The sequence below is a fragment of the Testudinibacter crocodili genome, from assembly GCF_006228025.1.
Lineage (GTDB): Bacteria > Pseudomonadota > Gammaproteobacteria > Enterobacterales > Pasteurellaceae > Chelonobacter.
This window is the reverse complement of record NZ_VDHF01000071.1, coordinates 1-17,691: the sequence shown is the minus strand read 5'-3', so window position 1 is coordinate 17,691 and position 17,691 is coordinate 1. Positions and strand designations below refer to the sequence as shown.

General features: G+C 46.1%; 16 protein-coding genes and 1 other annotated feature. Of the genes, 10 read left to right on the top strand and 6 right to left on the bottom strand.

What is annotated here, in order from left to right; genetic code table 11:
* Window positions 1-3: 3 nt before the first annotated feature.
* From FHQ23_RS08235 to FHQ23_RS08215, 5 genes are all read right to left on the bottom strand, one after another.
* Entirely contained in the window at window positions 4-1,704 is a 1,701-nt protein-coding gene (locus tag FHQ23_RS08235; protein ID WP_139613895.1) for an NAD(P)-binding protein, read from the bottom strand.
* Window positions 1,705-1,913: 209 nt separating this feature from the next.
* Window positions 1,914-2,504 (bottom strand): sugar O-acetyltransferase, encoded by a 591-nt coding sequence (locus tag FHQ23_RS08230; protein ID WP_267963664.1) that lies wholly within the window; start codon window positions 2,502-2,504, stop codon window positions 1,914-1,916.
* Between the two features lie 29 nt (window positions 2,505-2,533).
* Complete coding sequence (gene treC / locus FHQ23_RS08225) at window positions 2,534-4,192, bottom strand: alpha,alpha-phosphotrehalase (RefSeq protein WP_139613893.1); 1,659 nt, start codon at window positions 4,190-4,192, stop codon at window positions 2,534-2,536.
* A 59-nt stretch (window positions 4,193-4,251) separates the two neighbouring features.
* Window positions 4,252-5,670 carry a PTS trehalose transporter subunit IIBC gene (gene treB / locus FHQ23_RS08220; protein ID WP_139613892.1) on the bottom strand — a complete coding sequence of 473 codons (1,419 nt, stop codon included), beginning with the start codon at window positions 5,668-5,670 and terminating at the stop codon, window positions 4,252-4,254.
* A 164-nt stretch (window positions 5,671-5,834) separates the two neighbouring features.
* The gene (locus FHQ23_RS08215) at window positions 5,835-6,473 is read right to left on the bottom strand and encodes a TfoX/Sxy family DNA transformation protein (RefSeq protein ID WP_176552283.1); all 639 of its coding nucleotides are present in this window, start codon (window positions 6,471-6,473) and stop codon (window positions 5,835-5,837) included.
* 301 nt (window positions 6,474-6,774) lie between these two features.
* Window positions 6,775-6,900, top strand: a sequence feature (His leader region).
* A gap of 29 nt (window positions 6,901-6,929) precedes the next feature.
* On the opposite strand from FHQ23_RS08215, the gene hisG reads away from it, so the two are divergent.
* The 10 genes from hisG (at window position 6,930) to hisIE (ending at window position 15,657) form a co-directional block, all read left to right on the top strand.
* A complete protein-coding gene (gene hisG, locus FHQ23_RS08210) occupies window positions 6,930-7,829 on the top strand; it encodes an ATP phosphoribosyltransferase (RefSeq protein ID WP_139613890.1) in 900 nt (299 codons plus the stop codon).
* A 94-nt stretch (window positions 7,830-7,923) separates the two neighbouring features.
* Window positions 7,924-8,379 (top strand): IS200/IS605 family transposase, encoded by a 456-nt coding sequence (gene tnpA / locus FHQ23_RS08205; protein WP_139613889.1) that lies wholly within the window; start codon window positions 7,924-7,926, stop codon window positions 8,377-8,379.
* Window positions 8,380-8,456: 77 nt separating this feature from the next.
* Window positions 8,457-9,737 carry a histidinol dehydrogenase gene (gene hisD / locus FHQ23_RS08200; protein WP_139613888.1) on the top strand — a complete coding sequence of 427 codons (1,281 nt, stop codon included), beginning with the start codon at window positions 8,457-8,459 and terminating at the stop codon, window positions 9,735-9,737.
* A 12-nt stretch (window positions 9,738-9,749) separates the two neighbouring features.
* On the top strand, window positions 9,750-10,811 hold the full coding sequence (hisC, locus tag FHQ23_RS08195) for a histidinol-phosphate transaminase (protein ID WP_139613887.1): 1,062 nt from the start codon (window positions 9,750-9,752) through the stop codon (window positions 10,809-10,811).
* A gap of 13 nt (window positions 10,812-10,824) precedes the next feature.
* The gene (gene hisB, locus FHQ23_RS08190) at window positions 10,825-11,928 is read left to right on the top strand and encodes a bifunctional histidinol-phosphatase/imidazoleglycerol-phosphate dehydratase HisB (protein WP_139613886.1); all 1,104 of its coding nucleotides are present in this window, start codon (window positions 10,825-10,827) and stop codon (window positions 11,926-11,928) included.
* Window positions 11,929-11,932: 4 nt separating this feature from the next.
* Window positions 11,933-12,535, top strand: a complete 603-nt coding sequence (gene hisH / locus FHQ23_RS08185; RefSeq protein ID WP_139613885.1) for an imidazole glycerol phosphate synthase subunit HisH — start codon at window positions 11,933-11,935, stop codon at window positions 12,533-12,535.
* A gap of 115 nt (window positions 12,536-12,650) precedes the next feature.
* Window positions 12,651-13,496, top strand: coding sequence for a BRO family protein (locus tag FHQ23_RS08180; RefSeq protein WP_139613884.1), 846 nt, complete (start codon window positions 12,651-12,653; stop codon window positions 13,494-13,496).
* 14 nt (window positions 13,497-13,510) lie between these two features.
* Entirely contained in the window at window positions 13,511-14,260 is a 750-nt protein-coding gene (gene hisA, locus FHQ23_RS08175; protein ID WP_139613883.1) for a 1-(5-phosphoribosyl)-5-[(5-phosphoribosylamino)methylideneamino]imidazole-4-carboxamide isomerase, read from the top strand.
* Window positions 14,242-15,015, top strand: a complete 774-nt coding sequence (gene hisF / locus FHQ23_RS08170; protein ID WP_139613882.1) for an imidazole glycerol phosphate synthase subunit HisF — start codon at window positions 14,242-14,244, stop codon at window positions 15,013-15,015. The genes hisA and hisF overlap by 19 nt, the downstream gene beginning before the upstream one ends.
* Window positions 15,016-15,039: 24 nt before the next feature.
* A complete protein-coding gene (gene hisIE / locus FHQ23_RS08165; RefSeq protein WP_176552282.1) occupies window positions 15,040-15,657 on the top strand; it encodes a bifunctional phosphoribosyl-AMP cyclohydrolase/phosphoribosyl-ATP diphosphatase HisIE in 618 nt (205 codons plus the stop codon).
* 34 nt (window positions 15,658-15,691) lie between these two features.
* Here hisIE and FHQ23_RS08160 read toward each other — a convergent pair whose 3' ends face one another.
* The gene (locus FHQ23_RS08160; protein ID WP_139613881.1) at window positions 15,692-17,581 is read right to left on the bottom strand and encodes an LTA synthase family protein; all 1,890 of its coding nucleotides are present in this window, start codon (window positions 17,579-17,581) and stop codon (window positions 15,692-15,694) included.
* Window positions 17,582-17,691: the final 110 nt, after the last annotated feature.

The window sequence follows — 17,691 nt, the reverse complement described above, 5'->3', positions numbered from 1 at the left end:
CTCCTAACTGGCAACCGCCACCATTTCTAACGCATGACAAGGACATTGCAGATAACAGGCTTCGCAACCGGTGCATTTGGCGTAATCAACTTGGTAACCTTTGCCTTTACCCAGACGGATAATCGCCTCTTGCGGACAGGCGCCGAAGCAGCCGTTACACTCAAAACAGTTTCCGCAAGAGTAGCAGCGTTGCGCTTCGTAAACGGCTTCTTGTTCGTTCAAGCCACCCAAGACTTCATCAAAGGATTTGGCGCGCAGATGTGCTGCCATCGTCGGCTGTTCGCTCTGTTCGGCATCAGTTTTATACCAAAGGTGCAGCCGGTTATATTGAATCAGCGGATGCTTGCTCGGTTTTTGATAAGTGCGGTTATGCAAATAGGCATCGATATGATAAGCGGCTTTTTTGCCGTGCCCGACCGCAATGGTGACGGTGCGATCGGACGGCACCATGTCGCCACCGGCAAATAGACCAGCATAACCGGTCATCATGTTGTCATTCACCATTACCGTGCCGTCGGCTTTATAATCCACGCCCGGAATGCCTTGGGTCAGCTCGCTGTCGATATTTTGTCCCAGCGCCAGAATCAGAGAATCGGCTTCCAGATACTCGTATTCGCCGCTCGGTTGCGGGCGCCCTTTGTCGTCCAGCCGCATTTTTTCCAATTTAAAACGTGTGCCGTCGATTTCGTTAATGGTGCGCAGCCAGTGGAATTCCACACCTTCCTCGATGGCTTCGGCGCATTCAAAATCATGCGCCGGCATATTGTCTCGATCACGGCGATAGATCACCATCACATCCGAGCCCAAACGTTTGGCGGTGCGTGCCGCATCCATTGCAGTGTTGCCGCCGCCGTAAACGGCGACCCGTTTGCCCAGTGTGGGTGCTTGTCCCATGCCGATATCGCGCAAATAGCTGACCGCATCAGTCACCCGTGACGGATCATCGTTGGGAATATCGACTCCCCGCCCGATGTGGGCGCCGACGGCTAAAAATACCGCATCAAAATTGCCCTCCAGTTTAGCCTGCAAGATGTTATCAACTTTGCAGTTTAAGACGATATTCACCCCCATCTCTGCGATGCGGTTAATCTCGGCTTCTAAAATCGGGCGTGGCAAGCGGTAAGCCGGAATGCCAAAACGCATCATGCCACCTGCCAGCGGGGCAGAGTCGCGCACTTCGACTTGGTGTCCTTTCAGGCGCAAATGGTAAGCTGCGGACAGACCGCTCGGGCCCGCGCCGACCACCAACACTTTTTTGCCGCTGTCAGGATTGTTCAGCTCAACCTGCCAATGCTGTTCGATTGCTAGGTCTCCCAGAAAACGTTCAACGGCATGAATGCTGACTGCATCATCGACTTGGGTGCGATTGCAAGCAGTTTCACACGGGTGGTAACAAACCCGCCCGTGAATTGCCGGCATCGGATTGTTGCGCATCAGCTCTTGCCATGCCGCTTGGTACTGTTTTTCTTGTGCCAAGGAGAGCCACTGTTGAATATTGCTGCCGGTCGGGCAGGCATGATTGCAGGGCGGTAGGGAGTTGGTGTACACCGGTACTTTGGTTTGCACCGGTCCGGAGCCCTTTTTTTCGGTCAGATCCGGTGGAAAGGTCATATCAGCTTTAACATCTTTCATGGCAATGTCCTTTATTGTTTGTGCAAACAACGGACTGCATTCCCCTGAAATTGTGGGGAATCTCGTTATCATCTCGAGTCGTATTGAGGTAAAAAGTAATATTCGCTTGTCAACCGCTTTTATCGGCGGATAGCACTACAATACCCTATTTTTATTAAGGAGATGTAGTTATCTGTACTTTATGCGAGAAAGATCAATTTTTGCGGGATGGTGGTGGCGAAAAATGCGAACTTGCCCGAAATTTTGCATGATTCCGGGCATTCAAGGAAGGTTAAAGTAGGCTAAGTGCGGTGATGGTCTTGTTCGGTGATCGGGCGGATCACGCGGCACGGCACACCGGCGGCAAGGACATTATCCGGAATATCAGTGGTCACAATGCTGCCGGCGGCAATCACGCTATTGCTGCCAATGGTCACGCCGGGCATCACTTTGACGCCGCCGCCAAACCAGACATTGTCACCGACGGTAATTGGATAGGCATATTCCAAGCCTTGATTACGTCGTTCGGTGTCCAAAGGGTGACCGGCGGTATAGAAGCCGCAATCTGGGGCAATAAACACATTGTCGCCAAAGGTTACTTTGGCGCCGTCCAAGATCACACAATTATGGTTAGCGTAGAAATTCTCCCCGATTTCAATGTTATAACCGTAATCGCACCAAAATGGGGCTACCAGAGAAAAATGGGCTTGGGTTTTGCCGAACAGTTGCCGGATCAACTGTTGCTGCTGTTCCACCTCAGACGGACGCAGTTGGTTGTAATCATAGCAACGCTCTTTGCAGCGCAACCGCTCTTGAATTAAGTCAGGGTCGTTGTTGGCATCATAAATCAAGCCCGCTAGCATTTTCTGCTTTTCTGTCATGTTATCTGTCATTGAATTAGGGTCTGTTGATCTTTGTTTAGTTATACACTTTGTAGCAAATACACCGCTTGATAAGGCGCCAATTCAATGCTGTCGCCCAAAGCCAATGCTTGCGGATAATTATGCAATAAAGTTTGCCATTCACCGGCAGTCTGTTGCGGACGTTCAAGTGATTGTGTTTGATTGCTTAAATTGGCCAGCACCCACAATTTTTGCTTGCTGTCAGTGCGTAGATAGCTCCAAACGGACGGGTGTTGTGGCAACAGATCCTGATAATCACCGTCAGTCAATATTGGTAGGGATTTACGCAGCGCAATCAATTTTTTATAGCAATAAAATACCGAATCAGGGTCGTTGACCGCACTTTCGGCATTCACTTGCCGATAATTGGGGGCAACGCCGATCCAAGGTTCGGCAGTGCTGAAACCAGCGTTGGCTAGCGTATTCCACTGCATTGGGGTACGGCTGTTGTCGCGTGATTTCTGGGCTAAAATTTTCAGCACCAAGGCTTGATCCAAACCTTTATCTAACAACTCTTGGTACATATTCAGGCTTTCCACATCACGATATTGCTCAATGCGGGTGAAGCCCGGATTGGTCATGCCGAACTCTTCGCCTTGATAGATGTACGGTGTGCCTTGCATGCCGTGCAATACCATGGCCAGCATTTTGCCGGAAATCGTATGAAGTGCGGTTTCGTCACCAAAACGTGACACAATCCGTGGCTGATCGTGGTTGCACCAGAACAGCGCATTCCACGCTTTGCCGTGCATGCCTTGCTGCCAGTAGTTGAAAATCGACTTCAGTTCCACATAGTCTGGTGCCGCATAAGTCCATTTCTCACCGTTGGGATAATCAACTTTCAGATGATGGAAATTGAAGGTCATTGACAGTTCTGAGCCGTTCAGTGCAGCGTATTGTTGGCAATTTTGCAAGCTGGTGGACGACATTTCCCCGACCGTCATTAAACCGCGTGGTTGAAAAACCTGCTCACTCAATTCACGCATAAATTCGTGAATCCGTGGCCCGTCGGTATAGAAACGACGGCCGTCGCCTTGATCATCATTTGGAAAATCCTGATTTTTAGACACCAGATTGACCACATCCAAGCGCAACCCGTCCACGCCTTTATCTGCCCAAAAATGGCAAACCTGTTGTAGCTGTTGGCGGACTTTTTCATTTTCCCAGTTGAGATCTGCTTGTTCGGTGGCGAACAGGTGCAAATAGTGTTTGCCGACCTGTTCACTCCATTGCCATGCGCCGCCGCCGAATTTGGAGCGCCAGTTGTTGGGGGACTGCGTTTTATCTTCACCACGCCAAATATAGTAGTCATGGTATTTACTTTCCGGATCTTGTGCTTGTTTAAACCAAGCGTGCTCGGTGGAGGTGTGGTTGAACACCATGTCCATAACAATCCGAATGTTACGGCGATGCGCTTCGGCCACCAACAATTCAAAGTCCGCCATTGTGCCATAATCCGGATTGATGGCACAGTAATCGGCAACATCATAACCGTTATCAATTTGCGGTGAAGGGTAAATCGGGGTGATCCAAATCCCGTCGACACCTAACATCTGTAAATAATCTAAGCGTTGAATAATACCGCGAATATCGCCGCGCCCGTTGCCGCTGGTATCCTGAAAACTTTTTGGATAAATTTGGTAGATAACCCCGTTCTTCCACCATTCTGTCTGTTGCATTGCTTGTCCTTTTGTCTGTTTATTTCGGTTCAAAACCGCACTTTCAATTTTTTAGTGTGTTATTGCGCTAATGTGCCTTTTACCGCTTGGCGTTTATATACCAGAATCGTCAACAGTAATGGCACCACCACCGCAACCAGCATCGCCAAGGCAAAGATGCCCCAATATTGCGGTTGAATTGACAAAATTCCCGGTAAACCACCGACGCCGATGCCGTTTGCCATCACCCCTGCCAAGCCACAAATCAATGCTGCCGCCGCTGAACCGATCATGGCGCATAGCATCGGGAAGCGGTATTTTAAGTTGATGCCATACATTGCCGGCTCGGTCACCCCTAAGTAAGCGGAAATGGTTGCCGGCACCGAAATTTCACGCTCGTTCAGTTTTTTGCTGATTAATACGATACCGAATACCGCTGAGGCTTGTGCGATATTAGATAGTGCAATCAACGGCCAAACCGGCGTGCCGCCCAGGCTTTGGATCATCTGCATATCAATTGCCAAGGTGGTTTGATGAATCCCGGTGATCACCAGCGGTGCATACAGGAAACCAAATAAAGCCGCACCAATCGGGGCAAAGCTGCCGGTCATGGCCGCTTTCACCGCAATTGCCACCCCGTTACCGATTTCACGTCCGAATGGGCCGATCAAGGCATGCGCCAAGAATACCGCAATGATCAATGAGCAGACCGGCACAATCACCAGATTCAAATAATCTGGTATAATCCGTTTAAAACCACGTTCGATCCACGCCAATGCCATCCCGGCTAAAATAGACGGAATCACTTGCGCCTGATACCCGACTTTATCAATGCTAAACCAACCGAAATCCCATACTTCCGGTACTTGTGATCCCAAACCATAGGAGTTCATCAATTGTGGAGAGACCAACGTGACCCCCAATACAATGCCTAAAATCGGTGAACCGCCCATTTTTTTGACCGTTGACCAACAGATGCCGACCGGCAGGAAGAAGAAAATTGCTTCACCCAACAACCATAAAAAGTCATAAATAGTTTTCCACATTGGTGAGGATTGCACCAACGTTTGTCCGTCGGACATCGGAATATCACCGATCACATTGCGGAAACCTAAAATCAAACCACCGCTGATCAGCGCTGGCAACAACGGAATAAAAATCTCTGCAAAATGTGAAATTACTTTTTCATGCCATTTCATATTCTGCCGTGCTGCTACTTTAGCCGCCTCTTTATCAGCGGAACTGAGATTAGTCTGTTTTAGCAATTCTTGATAGTAATCGCTCACTTCCGGCCCGATCACCACTTGGAACTGCCCGGCATTGGTGAAACAACCTTTCACCATTGGCAACTGTTCCAACGCTTTCACATCGGCTTTAGCCGTGTCGTTTAATACGAAGCGTAGGCGGGTAATGCAATGGGTGACGGTTGCAATATTATTTTTACCACCGACTAATTCAATGAGGCGGCTGACGTTTTGCGGATCCAGTTTTTTTGCCATGATTTTTCCTTAAGCAATTTTATTAAAATAACGCTCAGATTTTAGACTTGTTTATTTTTTTATCAATGGGAACGTTCCCAAATGGTGATCGGGATCACGAATTGAACATAAAAAACCGATACCGATTCAGAAATGTGAATCGGTATCGATTTTTGGGTTTATTGCTACGCTTTTTCCGACCGTAAGCCTTCTTGGCGTAAGTAATTATTCAGTTTTGCTAAAGCATGTTCTTTTTGTGCCTCAGGCAACTGCGAAACATGAATATTTTTGAGGGCGGCAACTAAATTCCAATAAAAATCCAAATTGATTGAAAAACCCTGTTTTTTAGCCAAAATATAAGCTTTTTCTGCGCCGATACGACGTAGTTGGTTCACATCAGTAATATTTACCTTTAATAATAAACGTTCGTGTTTTATACTGAGATTCGGTAGCTCTTTAATCCGTTTTTTGCGAGCAAGTTGAAAGTCAATTTTTTGTTGTTTGACTTGTTCGATCGATTGGTGTAAAAATTCACGATACAGTATATCGTTTTCAGTAATCGTTTGTGGTAAGCGATAATAACGGGAAAGAGAAAGCGCGTTGTTACTGCTAGCTAAGCAGGGAGCCGCACCATATCGCTCCAATTGTTGTGCCAAATCACCTTCGGCACGCAAATAGAATACACCGGATTGCATAATGCCGAACAGATGATTATTTTGATAAAATCCATATCCAGAAAATAAACTATTAACCGTAACGTCTTTAATTAAACGATCCAATTTTTTTCGAATCAAATAAGTATGTTGTTTTATATGATTATTCATAAGTAATTCCTCCATCTCAAGGCTAAATTTAAGTGGCGGAATTATATTAATTTACACAATAAAGTATCGGATTGAATAAATAATTTATTTTGTGATACGTATTCCTAAAATAATTTTTTCTTTTTAATTTTTAACCTGAACTTCATAATAAATGGAGTTTTTTCTCAGTGGTGTAAGTTTTCAGTACGACAGACCCTAGCGTATTTTTGAAAATAATACTTGCATAATAAAAAAGGATTCAGTATGTTAAACACAACTGATTGATAAGGAACTGAACAATGAATTTTAGTCGTACCGCAACTCACCATCATCACACCTGATATTTCTTTCAGGCTCGTGGTGTTGCTTGGAAGATAAGCCTCTTCCGAGTCATGTACGATGAAGCAATGACAACCCCTCGGAAGGATACTTTCGAGGGGTTTTGTTTTTTTAGGTTTGAATTTTAAGGAAATCATTATGTTAGATAAAAAAAGACTGCGGATTGCGATGCAAAAATCCGGACGTTTAAGTAAAGAATCGCAAGAGTTGCTGAAACAGTGCGGGGTGAAAATTAATTGGAATGAGCAACGCCTGATCGCCTATTCGGAAAATATGCCGATTGATATTCTGCGGGTGCGTGATGACGACATTCCGGGGTTAGTCTTCGACGGTGTCGTTGATCTGGGCATTATTGGCGAAAACGTGTTGGAAGAGGAAGAGTTGGGACGTCTGTCTGCTGGGGATAAGGTGCAATATAAAATGCTGAAACGCCTAGAGTTTGGTGGCTGTCGCTTATCCTTAGCTGTGCCGCGTGATGTTGTTTATACTAGCGTGCAGGATCTCACCGATGCCCGTATCGCTACGTCATACCCGAACTTGCTGAAACGTTATATGCAGGAAGAAGGTGTGCCGTTCAAGAACTGTCTGTTGACCGGTTCGGTGGAAGTTGCCCCAACGGCTGGTTTAGCTACGGCAATTTGCGATCTGGTCTCTTCCGGCGCCACGTTGGAAGCCAACGGTTTGCGTGAAGTGGAGATTATTTATCAGTCCAAAGCTTGCTTAATCCAACGTGCTGTGGAGTTGAGCGATGAAAAGCAAGCGTTGGTGGATAAGCTGCTGACCCGTATCCAAGGGGTGCAGCAAGCCAGTGAAAGCAAATACATTATGTTGCATGCGCCGAAAGACAAGCTGGACGCCATTACCGCACTTTTACCCGGCGTCGAACACCCGACGATTTTACCGTTGGCGCACGATGACAGCAAAGTAGCCATGCACGTGGTCAGCCAAGAAAACCTGTTCTGGGAGACTATGGAAGAGTTGAAAGCCGTTGGCGCCAGCTCAATTTTGGTGATGCCGATTGAGAAGATGATGGGTTAAGTTCTATTGTATCAATAACTTGTTACCGACAGCGACTAATGTCGCAATCGGTTACGCATAGATCAGCCGCTTTGCGGCTGTAAGAGAATGAACGATGAGTTATACTCGCTTGCTTTATCATATTATTTTTCGCACACAGCAAAGCGTGCCTGCTATCACGGAAAAATATGAAGAAATATTATATCGTTACATTTGGTTGTTTATCCAAGAACGTCATTCGGTGCTATATCGAATAAATGGAATGCCCGACCATTTGCATTTGCTGGTTGAATTACATTCTACTATTGCTTTAGCGGATTTTGTGAAAGAGCTCAAAAATGCCACACATTTGTTTTTAGAACGACACAAAATGGAATTCCCTGATTTTTATGCGTGGTCAAAAGGATATTGTGCATTAACTTATAGCCAACAGGACAAACAAAAAGTTATTGATTATATTAAAAATCAAAAAGTATACCATCAATCACTCAGTTTTGAGAATGAAATAAAAATATTGCTTTCAGATCAAGAGATTGGATATCGACATGAGTATTTGGAAAATAATATTTAATAGAGCGGCAACGCCGCTTATCTATGCGTAACCGATTGCGACGTTAGTCGCTGTCGGAAATAACGGAGAAAAAGAATATGCAAACCATTATCTGGAACAACCTCACCGCAGCCGAGCAAGTAACCGCACTGGAGCGCCCAGCAGTCACCAACTCCGCTAGTATCGAGCAAGCAGTAAATGAGATTAAAATCAAGGTGCAACAAAACGGCGACAGTGCTTTACTTGAACTGACCGAAAAATTTGACAAAGTGCGGTTGGACAGCTTAGCAGTTTCAAACGAGCAAATTTTACAAGCGATAAGACGTGTGCCGGAGGCGTTAAAACAGGCGATTCAAAATGCCTATCGCAATATCGAGATGTTTCACCAAGCACAACAACCCAATGTGATTGAAGTGGAAACCCAAGCCGGGGTCAGATGCGAAGTGTTGACGCGCCCGATTAATAAAGTCGGTTTGTATATTCCCGGCGGTTCTGCACCATTGTTTTCGACCGTATTAATGTTGGCTATTCCGGCAAAAATTGCTGGTTGTCAAAAAGTGGTGCTGTGTACCCCACCGCCGATTGCCGATGAAATTCTCTACACTGCCAATTTGTGTGGGGTGGAAACCATCTATGCAGTGGGCGGGGCACAAGCGGTGTTTGCCATGGCATTCGGCACAGAAAGCGTGGCGAAAGTGGATAAAATTTTTGGACCGGGCAATGCCTTTGTGACTGAAGCCAAACGCCAAGTCACCCAACTCGGCACAGCAATTGATATGCAGGCTGGGCCTTCGGAAGTGTTAGTGATTGCCGATGAATTTGCCGATCCTGATTTCGTAGCAAGCGATCTGTTATCGCAAGCAGAACACGGCGCAGACAGCCAAGTGATTTTTCTCACCCCAAGCAAAACATTGGCGGAACAGACCGCACTTGCGATTGAACAGCAACTTGCCAGCCTGCCTCGTGCCGAAACCGCCCGTAAAGCCCTGAGCCACAGCCGCACCATTATTGCTGAGGATTTACAGCAATGCGTTGAAATCAGCAACACCTATGCACCAGAACATTTAATCGTACAAGTGGAAAACGCCCGTGCGTTACTGCCGCAACTGGACAATGCTGGTTCGATTTTCTTAGGCGCATATTCCCCTGAAAGCATGGGCGATTATGCCAGCGGCACCAACCATGTGTTGCCGACCTACGGCTACTCGCGCACCAGCTCAAGTCTTGGCTTAGCGGATTTCAGCAAGCGCATGACGGTGCAAGAACTCACCCCGCAAGGTTTTAAAGAGCTGGCACGCACAGTCGAATTGATGGCAGCCGCAGAGCAGCTAGATGCGCATAAACAAGCGGTCAGTATCCGCTTGGCGAAGATGGGATAAGAGGAAAACGTTATGACTATTTCACAACTTTCACGCAAAAATATTCAAGCACTTACGCCGTATCAATCGGCGCGCCGTTTAGGCGGCAAGGGCGACGTGTGGCTGAATGCCAATGAATATGCGACTTCACCGGATCTTAATCTGCAAAACCGCACTTTTAACCGTTATCCCGAAGCGCAGCCACAACAATTGCTGGAGCGTTATGCCGCTTATGCCGGATTAAAAGCGGAGAATGTGCTGGTCAGCCGTGGCGGTGATGAAAGCATAGAGCTGATTATCCGTGCCTTTTGCGAAGCGGACGACAAAGTGCTGTATTGTCCGCCGACCTACGGCATGTATGCGGTCAGCGCCGAAACCTGTGGCATTCAAAGCAAAACCGTAGCGCTGACGGCAGATTTCCAATTGAATTTAGCTGAAATCGAACAAAATCTTGAGCAAGTCAAAGTGATTTTCGTCTGTAGCCCGAACAACCCGACCGGTAATGTAGTCAAACGTGAGGACTTGTTAACACTATTGGAGATGACCCGTGATCGTGCGATTGTGGTGGTGGATGAAGCCTATATCGAATTTTGTCCGCAGGCGACGATGGCAAACGAATTGGCGAATTACCCGCACTTAGCGATTATCCGCACCCTGTCGAAAGCTTTTGCCCTCGCCGGGTTGCGTTGCGGTTTCACCTTGGCAAATCCGGAATTGATCAACATATTGCAAAAAGTGATTGCGCCGTATCCGATTCCGCTACCGGTCTCCGATTTAGCCTGCCAGGCGCTGGCTCAAAACCGTTTGGTAGAGATGCAGCAACGGGTTGCCGAAGTGATCGAATACCGCACTTGGCTGATTAACCAACTGCTACTTCTGCCTATTGTGGCGCAAATTTTTGCTAGTGAAGCGAATTATATTCTGGTCAAATTTCAAAACGGAACAAACGTGTTTAAAACCTTATGGGATCAGGGTATTATTTTACGTGATCAAAGCAAAGCTCTCGGCTTAAGCAACTGCATCCGGATTACCATTGGCTCAGAACAAGAAAACCGCCGCGTGGTTGACGCGATTCGGGCGATTTCCGCAAAATAATAAGGACAACATCATGACACAAACCACGCCACAAAAAATCCTGTTTATCGACCGTGACGGCACGTTGATCGATGAACCAAAAACCGATTTTCAGATTGATAGTCTGGAAAAACTCAAATTTGAACCGAACGTGATTCCGGCATTGTTGAAATTGCGTGATAGAGGTTTCCGTTTTGTGATGGTCAGTAATCAAGACGGTCTTGGCACCGAATCACTGCCGCAGAAAAATTTTGATCTGCCGCATAATGCGATGATGGAACTGTTCCGTTCGCAAGGTATTGAATTTGATGATGTCTTGATCTGTCCACATCGTCCGGAAGACAACTGCACCTGCCGTAAGCCGAAACTGGGATTATTGAAAAAATATATCAATAAAGGGCTGTTCGATCCGAAACACAGCTATGTAATCGGCGACCGTTCGACGGATATCCAGCTGGCGGATAATTTGGGCATTACCGGGTTGCAATACCACCCCGAAAACCTGAATTGGGATTTAATTGTTGAAAAAATTCTGGCAAAACGGATTCGCAAGCCGGGCTTTAAGCCACGCCATGCCGCCGTAACCCGTACCACCAAAGAGACCGATATTCGGGTGGAAGTGTGGCTGGATGAGCAAGGTATCAATGAAATCAAAACCGGTTTGGGCTTTTTCGATCATATGCTGGATCAAATCGCGACCCACGGCGGTTTTCGCATGAACGTGACGGTGGACGGCGATCTACATATTGATGACCATCACACCATTGAAGATACCGCACTTGCCCTTGGCGAAGCGTTGAAACAAGCCTTAGGCAATAAACGTGGCATTGCCCGCTTCGGCTTTGTGCTGCCGATGGACGAATGCAAAGCAGAATGTGCGCTCGATCTCTCTGGTCGCCCGTATCTGAAATTCAAAGCCAAATTCACCCGTGACAAAGTGGGCGATTTCAGCACCGAAATGGCGGAACACTTCTTTATGTCGCTCTCTTATGCTTTGGCGTGCACTTTGCATTTAAACGTTAAAGGCAAAAACGCCCACCATCAGGTTGAAGCGCTGTTCAAATGTTTCGGCAGAACCTTACGCCAAGCGATTCGAATTGAAAGCGACCAGTTGCCGAGTTCGAAAGGGGTGTTGTAAAAAGATGATTAATCCTAGCAATATTGTGATTATCGACACCGGCTGTGCCAATCTGTCCTCGGTAAAATTCGCCTTTGATCGTTTGGGCTATCAGGTAAAAATCAGCCGAGATTTAGCAGAAATCAAAGCAGCCGACAAACTGCTGTTGCCCGGTGTCGGTACCGCACTTGCGGCGATGAAAAACCTACAAGACCGCCAACTAATTGATGCTATTTTCAATGCCAGTCAACCGATGTTGGGGATTTGCTTGGGCATGCAGTTGATGACCGAATTTTCAAGCGAAGGCAATTTAGCCACGTTAGGATTAATGCACGGACGTACGGAATTGATTCCGAATCTGGGGTTGCCACTACCGCATATGGGCTGGAATCAAGTGCAGTATCAAGTGGATCACCCACTGTTTGTCGAGATCGAACAAAACAGCCATTTTTATTTTGTCCACAGCTATGCCGTATTGCCGAACGAAAACACCATTGCCACTTGTGATTACGGCGTAGCGTTCTCGGCAGCATTGGGTCACAACAATTTCTATGGTGTGCAATTCCATCCGGAACGCTCCGGCAAGGCGGGGGCACAGTTGTTGCGCAATTTTGTAGAAAATATCTAAAGTGCGGTTAGATCCTCGTATTTTGCGATCACTGTTCCAAAAACGCTTATTGGCGGTTTTTCACTTACAAAATACTGTATATAATTACAGTTAAATTGAGTGGAGGGAAAACCTGATGAGTGAGATTAAATTGTTTGAAAATAGCCAGATTCGTTCGGTTTGGGACGAAGAAAAACAAGAATGGTTTTTTAGTGTGGTGGATATTGTTCTGGCATTAACAGAAAGTAATAATCCCCGTCGATACTGGAGTGATTTAAAACGAAAATTACAGGTTGAAGAAGGGGCAAATGAGTTGTACGAAAAAATCGTACAACTGAAATTTCAATCTACTGATGGAAAAATGTATAAGAGCGATGCTACTGATACACAAGGTATTTTCCGTATTATCCAGTCTATTCCATCACCAAAAGCCGAGCCGTTTAAAATGTGGTTGGCGGAAGTGGCAAAGGAGCGGATTGATGAAATTATTGATCCTGAACTGACGATTGATCGTGCGTTGGAAACTTATGCGAAGAAAGGCTACTCCCGTGAATGGATTAACCAACGTTTGCAGGCGATTCAGGTGCGTAAAGAATTGACGGATGCTTGGCAGGATCACGGGGTGGAACAAGGGCGTGAATTTGCAATTTTAACCAATGAAATTACTCAAGCCTGGAGCGGAATGACCACGCGCGAATATAAATCGTTCAAAGGGTTAAAAAAAGAGAGTTTACGCGACAATATGTCCACCACTGAACTGGTTTTAAATATGCTGGCGGAAGCTGCAACGAAAGATATTACTCAAATTAGCCACCCGCAGGGCTTTGATGAAAATCGAGAAGTGGCAAAACGTGGTGGTAATGTCGCCAAGGTGGCTCGGGAAAGTTTAGAACAAGAGACTGGGAAATCTGTAGTCACTCAACAAAAAGCGATTGATTTTTCAGCACTTATTAGCAATATTGCTAAAATTAACAAAAAATAGGAAAGATAGCCACAATGAAAAAATCCATTATTATCCCAGCACTCGATCTGATTGACGGTCAAGTGGTGCGCTTACATCAAGGAGATTACGGCAAGCAGACTAACTATTCGTCTAATCCGACCGCACTTTTTGCCGATTATGTGGTGCAAGGGGCGCAACAGTTGCATTTGGTGGATTTGACCGGGGCGAAAGATCCGGCGAAACGTCAAACAAAATTAATCGGGGAAATCATTCAAGCGACAAATTGCCCGGTACAAGTGGGTGGTGGCATTCGTAGCGAGCAGGATGTGGCGGATTTATTGGCGGTGGGGGCAAATCGCGTGGTGATTGGCTCAACCGCGGTGAAAGAACGTGCGATGGTCAAAGGCTGGTTTGAAAAGTACGGTGCGCCGAAGTTCGTGCTGGCGTTAGACGTGAACATTGCCGCCAACGGCGAAAAAATTATTGCCATCAGCGGTTGGCAGGAAGCCAGCGGTGTGTCGCTGGAGGCATTGATCGAAGATTATCAATCAGTCGGTTTACAACATGTGTTATGCACCGATATTTCGCGTGACGGCACCTTGGCAGGTTCGAATGTGGATCTATACTGCGAAATCTGTGCCAAATACCCGACAATTCAATTCCAATCTTCCGGCGGCATCGGCTCGCTTGCGGATGTGGCAGCGTTGAAAGGTACGGGCGTGGCCGGGGTGATTATCGGGCGAGCGTTATTAGAAGGCAAATTTAATGTAGCGGAGGCGATTGAATGCTGGCAAAACGGATAATCCCTTGTTTAGACGTGCGTGACGGGCAGGTGGTGAAAGGCGTGCAATTCCGCAACCACGAAATTATCGGCGACATCGTGCCGTTGGCGAAACGTTATGCCGATGAGAGTGCCGATGAATTGGTGTTTTACGATATTACTGCCTCGTCGGACGGGCGCACCGTGGATAAAAGCTGGGTTGAACGGGTGGCGCAAGTGATCGATATTCCGTTTTGTGTTGCCGGTGGGATTAAAACTATCGACGATGCGGAAAAATTGTTTGCCTTCGGTGCGGATAAAATTTCGATCAACTCGCCAGCGTTGGCGGATCCAGATCTAATCTCCCGCTTGGCGGATCGTTTCGGGGTGCAGGCGATTGTGGTTGGGATTGACAGTTGGTTCGAACAAAGCAGTGGCAAATATTGGGTCAATCAATATACCGGCGATGAAACCCGCACCCGTCAAACCCACTGGCAATTGTTAGATTGGGTGCAAGAGGTGCAACAGCGTGGCGCCGGTGAAATCGTGCTGAATATGATGAACCAAGACGGCGTGCGCCAAGGCTATGATTTAACCCAGCTCAGGGCGGTGCGTGCAGTGTGCAATGTGCCGTTGATTGCTTCCGGCGGTGCGGGTGAAATGGTGCATTTCCGTGATGCGTTTGTGCAAGCCAATGTCGACGGTGCACTGGCGGCAAGCGTGTTTCATAAACAAATTATCAATATCGGCGAACTGAAAACCTACCTTGCGGAGCAAGGGGTGGAAGTGCGGTGCTAAGGTTCTTCTAAAATAGGATAAAAAATGTTAGATATTCAAACAATTAATTGGCAAAAAGTCGATAATCTATTACCCGTTATCGTACAAAACGCCACCACTTGCGAAGTGCTGATGCTGGGTTATATGAATCAAGCAGCATTGGAAAAAACCTTGGCTGAAGGTAAAGTCACCTTTTTCTCGCGCACCAAGCAACGCTTGTGGACAAAAGGCGAAACTTCGGGTAATTTCCTAAACGTGGTTGATATCAGCCTAGATTGTGACAATGATGCTTTATTGATTTTAGCCGATCCGATTGGTGAAACTTGCCACACCGGGGCGGAAAGTTGTTTCCACCAGTTTGCCAATAAAGAGCAGCCGGATTGGATTTTCTTCAGCAAGTTGGAGCGATTGATCGCCGAGCGCAAAGGCGCGGATCCGGACAGTTCTTACACCGCACACCTGTATTCGCGCGGCACTAAACGCATTGCGCAAAAAGTCGGTGAAGAAGGCGTTGAAACCGCACTTGCCGCCACGGTAAAAGATCGTGATGAAACCATTTGCGAAGCAGCGGACTTGGCTTATCACTTGACCGTATTATTACAAGATGCCGATTTATCTTGGGCAGATGTGATTGGCAAGTTAAAACAGCGACATGCTCAGTAGCTCAACAACCCCCGAATTTATGATGATTCGGGGATTATTCTACCCATTGATTTTTCTTAAGTTTTTGCTCCGCGCCAATAATTTTCCACTTTAATTGCTGAATTTCTTGTTGTAAAGCTGGCGAAGTATTGCTCAGTTCTGACTGTTGTTCTCCATTTAAAACCGCACTTCCACTATTTGAGATAACACCGATTGCATCGCCTCGATTGAGCATTAGCGGTGGGTTGTGCATTTGTGGATGCAGCAGCGATTGACCGAATGTGCTGATGGTGTCGCCTATTCCGAGTAAATCAAATAGAGTTGGTAGCAAGTCATATTGCGTTGCTAATATTTGGTGGCGCAGCGGTGCTAAGCTGCCATCGGGAGTATAGATAATCAATGGGATATGAAATTGTTCATGCAGATGGTCAGAGCTGGTTTTCAGGACATGATCGGCAGTAAAAATAAAAATAGTGTTGTGGTACCAAGGCTGTTGAGCGGCGTTTTGCATGAATTGCTGCAAAGACCAATCGCTGTAGCGCAAAGTATTTAAAAATCCGTTTTTGTTAGCATTATCATGGGGATAAACATGAAATTCAGCGCCGGGATCGGCAAAGGGTTCATGTGTTGTGCCGGTAAATAAAAACGCAAAAAACGGTTTTTGTTGGTATTCGGTTTCATTCAACTTCTGGTTTAAAAACATCAAGCTATCGTAATCCCAGCCAAATTTTGGCGTATCCTGCGGATATTGCCGAACCAAAGGGATATCCTCTTTGCCGTAATATTCCTGAAAACCGAGAATGCTGGCGATACCATCCATATTAAATGAGCGGCGATTTGATGATTGCAGCATTAAAGTGCGGTAGTGGTGTTGATTGAGGATTTCAGCCGGTTTATTCAGCCGATTTAACTCCAGACCAAAACCAAGTGCCGGAAAATTATTTAATGCCGGTGTTGAGGTGAGTGCCGCTTGGATGCCGATAATACTGCGTTGTCCGGCAGCGTAGAAACGATCCCAAACTTGTGCTTTTGGAATCAAGCTGTCGATAAACGGTGTGACTTGATAATGGCTGCCTGCGAGTCCGTCGATATATTGATAACTCCAACTTTCCAGCAAAATAAATACCACATTTTTCTTTGTATTGTTTGAGGAGGCTGATGTTGCCTTAAATTGAAAATTGTCGACGCATTTTTTGTGACATTGTTGCTTTTCTTGTTCAGTTAAAATATCAAGTTTTGTATTAGATTGACGGTTTTTTGCCTCTTTCGAAATAACAAATACGCTGTTCAGAATAAGGTTGGATTCGGCAGATGTAGCGTTGTGTTTGAAGGCATCGGCATAACCGATCGGGCGGCTTTGTATAATCATGCCGCGTGCCAACCAAAAACAGAACAAAACGAAAGCTACGTAAAGAATAAGCCGTAACCAAATCGGTTGAGGTAATGTCACTGATTGGCGAGTAATGGTGTTGATAACCGCACTTTTATAACAAATCACAAATAAAATCAGGAATAAAATACCAGCTAAGGTGTAGATAATGCGTGAGGTTAATGCCAATTCTATAATCAGATCAAAATCGTCTGTGAGTTGAAACAACTCCTGCCCGATATGGCGATAAACTTCGCCGAAATAAGTGATATCGATTAAGGTTAACGCCAGCATAATTAATGATAACAGCAGTCCGATATAGGCGAGTATTTTGAGTAACAGTGGCTTTTGAATAACTTTTAGCGGCAAGGCACTAATTAATAATATTGGTGAAAATACAATCACACTGATATGCATATCAAAGCGAAAGCCTTGCCAAAACGCATGCCAATATTGTGTTGAGGTTAATGTGCTAAAATAATCGGAATATAGCCCGATAAAAAGCAGGCGGCAAACTGCAAACATTGAGGCGCTGAGCAAAAGCAGCAAAAAAGGTAAACGAAGAAAGGCAAGCATAAATTTTTGATGTTATTGATAAACAATCTCAATATTATACCAACTATTACAGCGATGGCATAGGTTGATAAGCTCATTAGATAGAGAAAAGAAGTGGTGGGCGATACCGG

Coding starts and splice junctions, on each gene's coding strand:
- FHQ23_RS08235 (WP_139613895.1), bottom strand. CDS start 1,704: ATGATAACGAGATTCCCCACAATTTCAGGGGAATGCAGTCCGTTGTTT.
- FHQ23_RS08230 (WP_267963664.1), bottom strand. CDS start 2,504: ATGACAGATAACATGACAGAAAAGCAGAAAATGCTAGCGGGCTTGATT.
- treC (WP_139613893.1), bottom strand. CDS start 4,192: ATGCAACAGACAGAATGGTGGAAGAACGGGGTTATCTACCAAATTTAT.
- treB (WP_139613892.1), bottom strand. CDS start 5,670: ATGGCAAAAAAACTGGATCCGCAAAACGTCAGCCGCCTCATTGAATTA.
- FHQ23_RS08215 (WP_176552283.1), bottom strand. CDS start 6,473: ATGAATAATCATATAAAACAACATACTTATTTGATTCGAAAAAAATTG.
- hisG (WP_139613890.1), top strand. CDS start 6,930: ATGTTAGATAAAAAAAGACTGCGGATTGCGATGCAAAAATCCGGACGT.
- tnpA (WP_139613889.1), top strand. CDS start 7,924: ATGAGTTATACTCGCTTGCTTTATCATATTATTTTTCGCACACAGCAA.
- hisD (WP_139613888.1), top strand. CDS start 8,457: ATGCAAACCATTATCTGGAACAACCTCACCGCAGCCGAGCAAGTAACC.
- hisC (WP_139613887.1), top strand. CDS start 9,750: ATGACTATTTCACAACTTTCACGCAAAAATATTCAAGCACTTACGCCG.
- hisB (WP_139613886.1), top strand. CDS start 10,825: ATGACACAAACCACGCCACAAAAAATCCTGTTTATCGACCGTGACGGC.
- hisH (WP_139613885.1), top strand. CDS start 11,933: ATGATTAATCCTAGCAATATTGTGATTATCGACACCGGCTGTGCCAAT.
- FHQ23_RS08180 (WP_139613884.1), top strand. CDS start 12,651: ATGAGTGAGATTAAATTGTTTGAAAATAGCCAGATTCGTTCGGTTTGG.
- hisA (WP_139613883.1), top strand. CDS start 13,511: ATGAAAAAATCCATTATTATCCCAGCACTCGATCTGATTGACGGTCAA.
- hisF (WP_139613882.1), top strand. CDS start 14,242: ATGCTGGCAAAACGGATAATCCCTTGTTTAGACGTGCGTGACGGGCAG.
- hisIE (WP_176552282.1), top strand. CDS start 15,040: ATGTTAGATATTCAAACAATTAATTGGCAAAAAGTCGATAATCTATTA.
- FHQ23_RS08160 (WP_139613881.1), bottom strand. CDS start 17,581: ATGCTTGCCTTTCTTCGTTTACCTTTTTTGCTGCTTTTGCTCAGCGCC.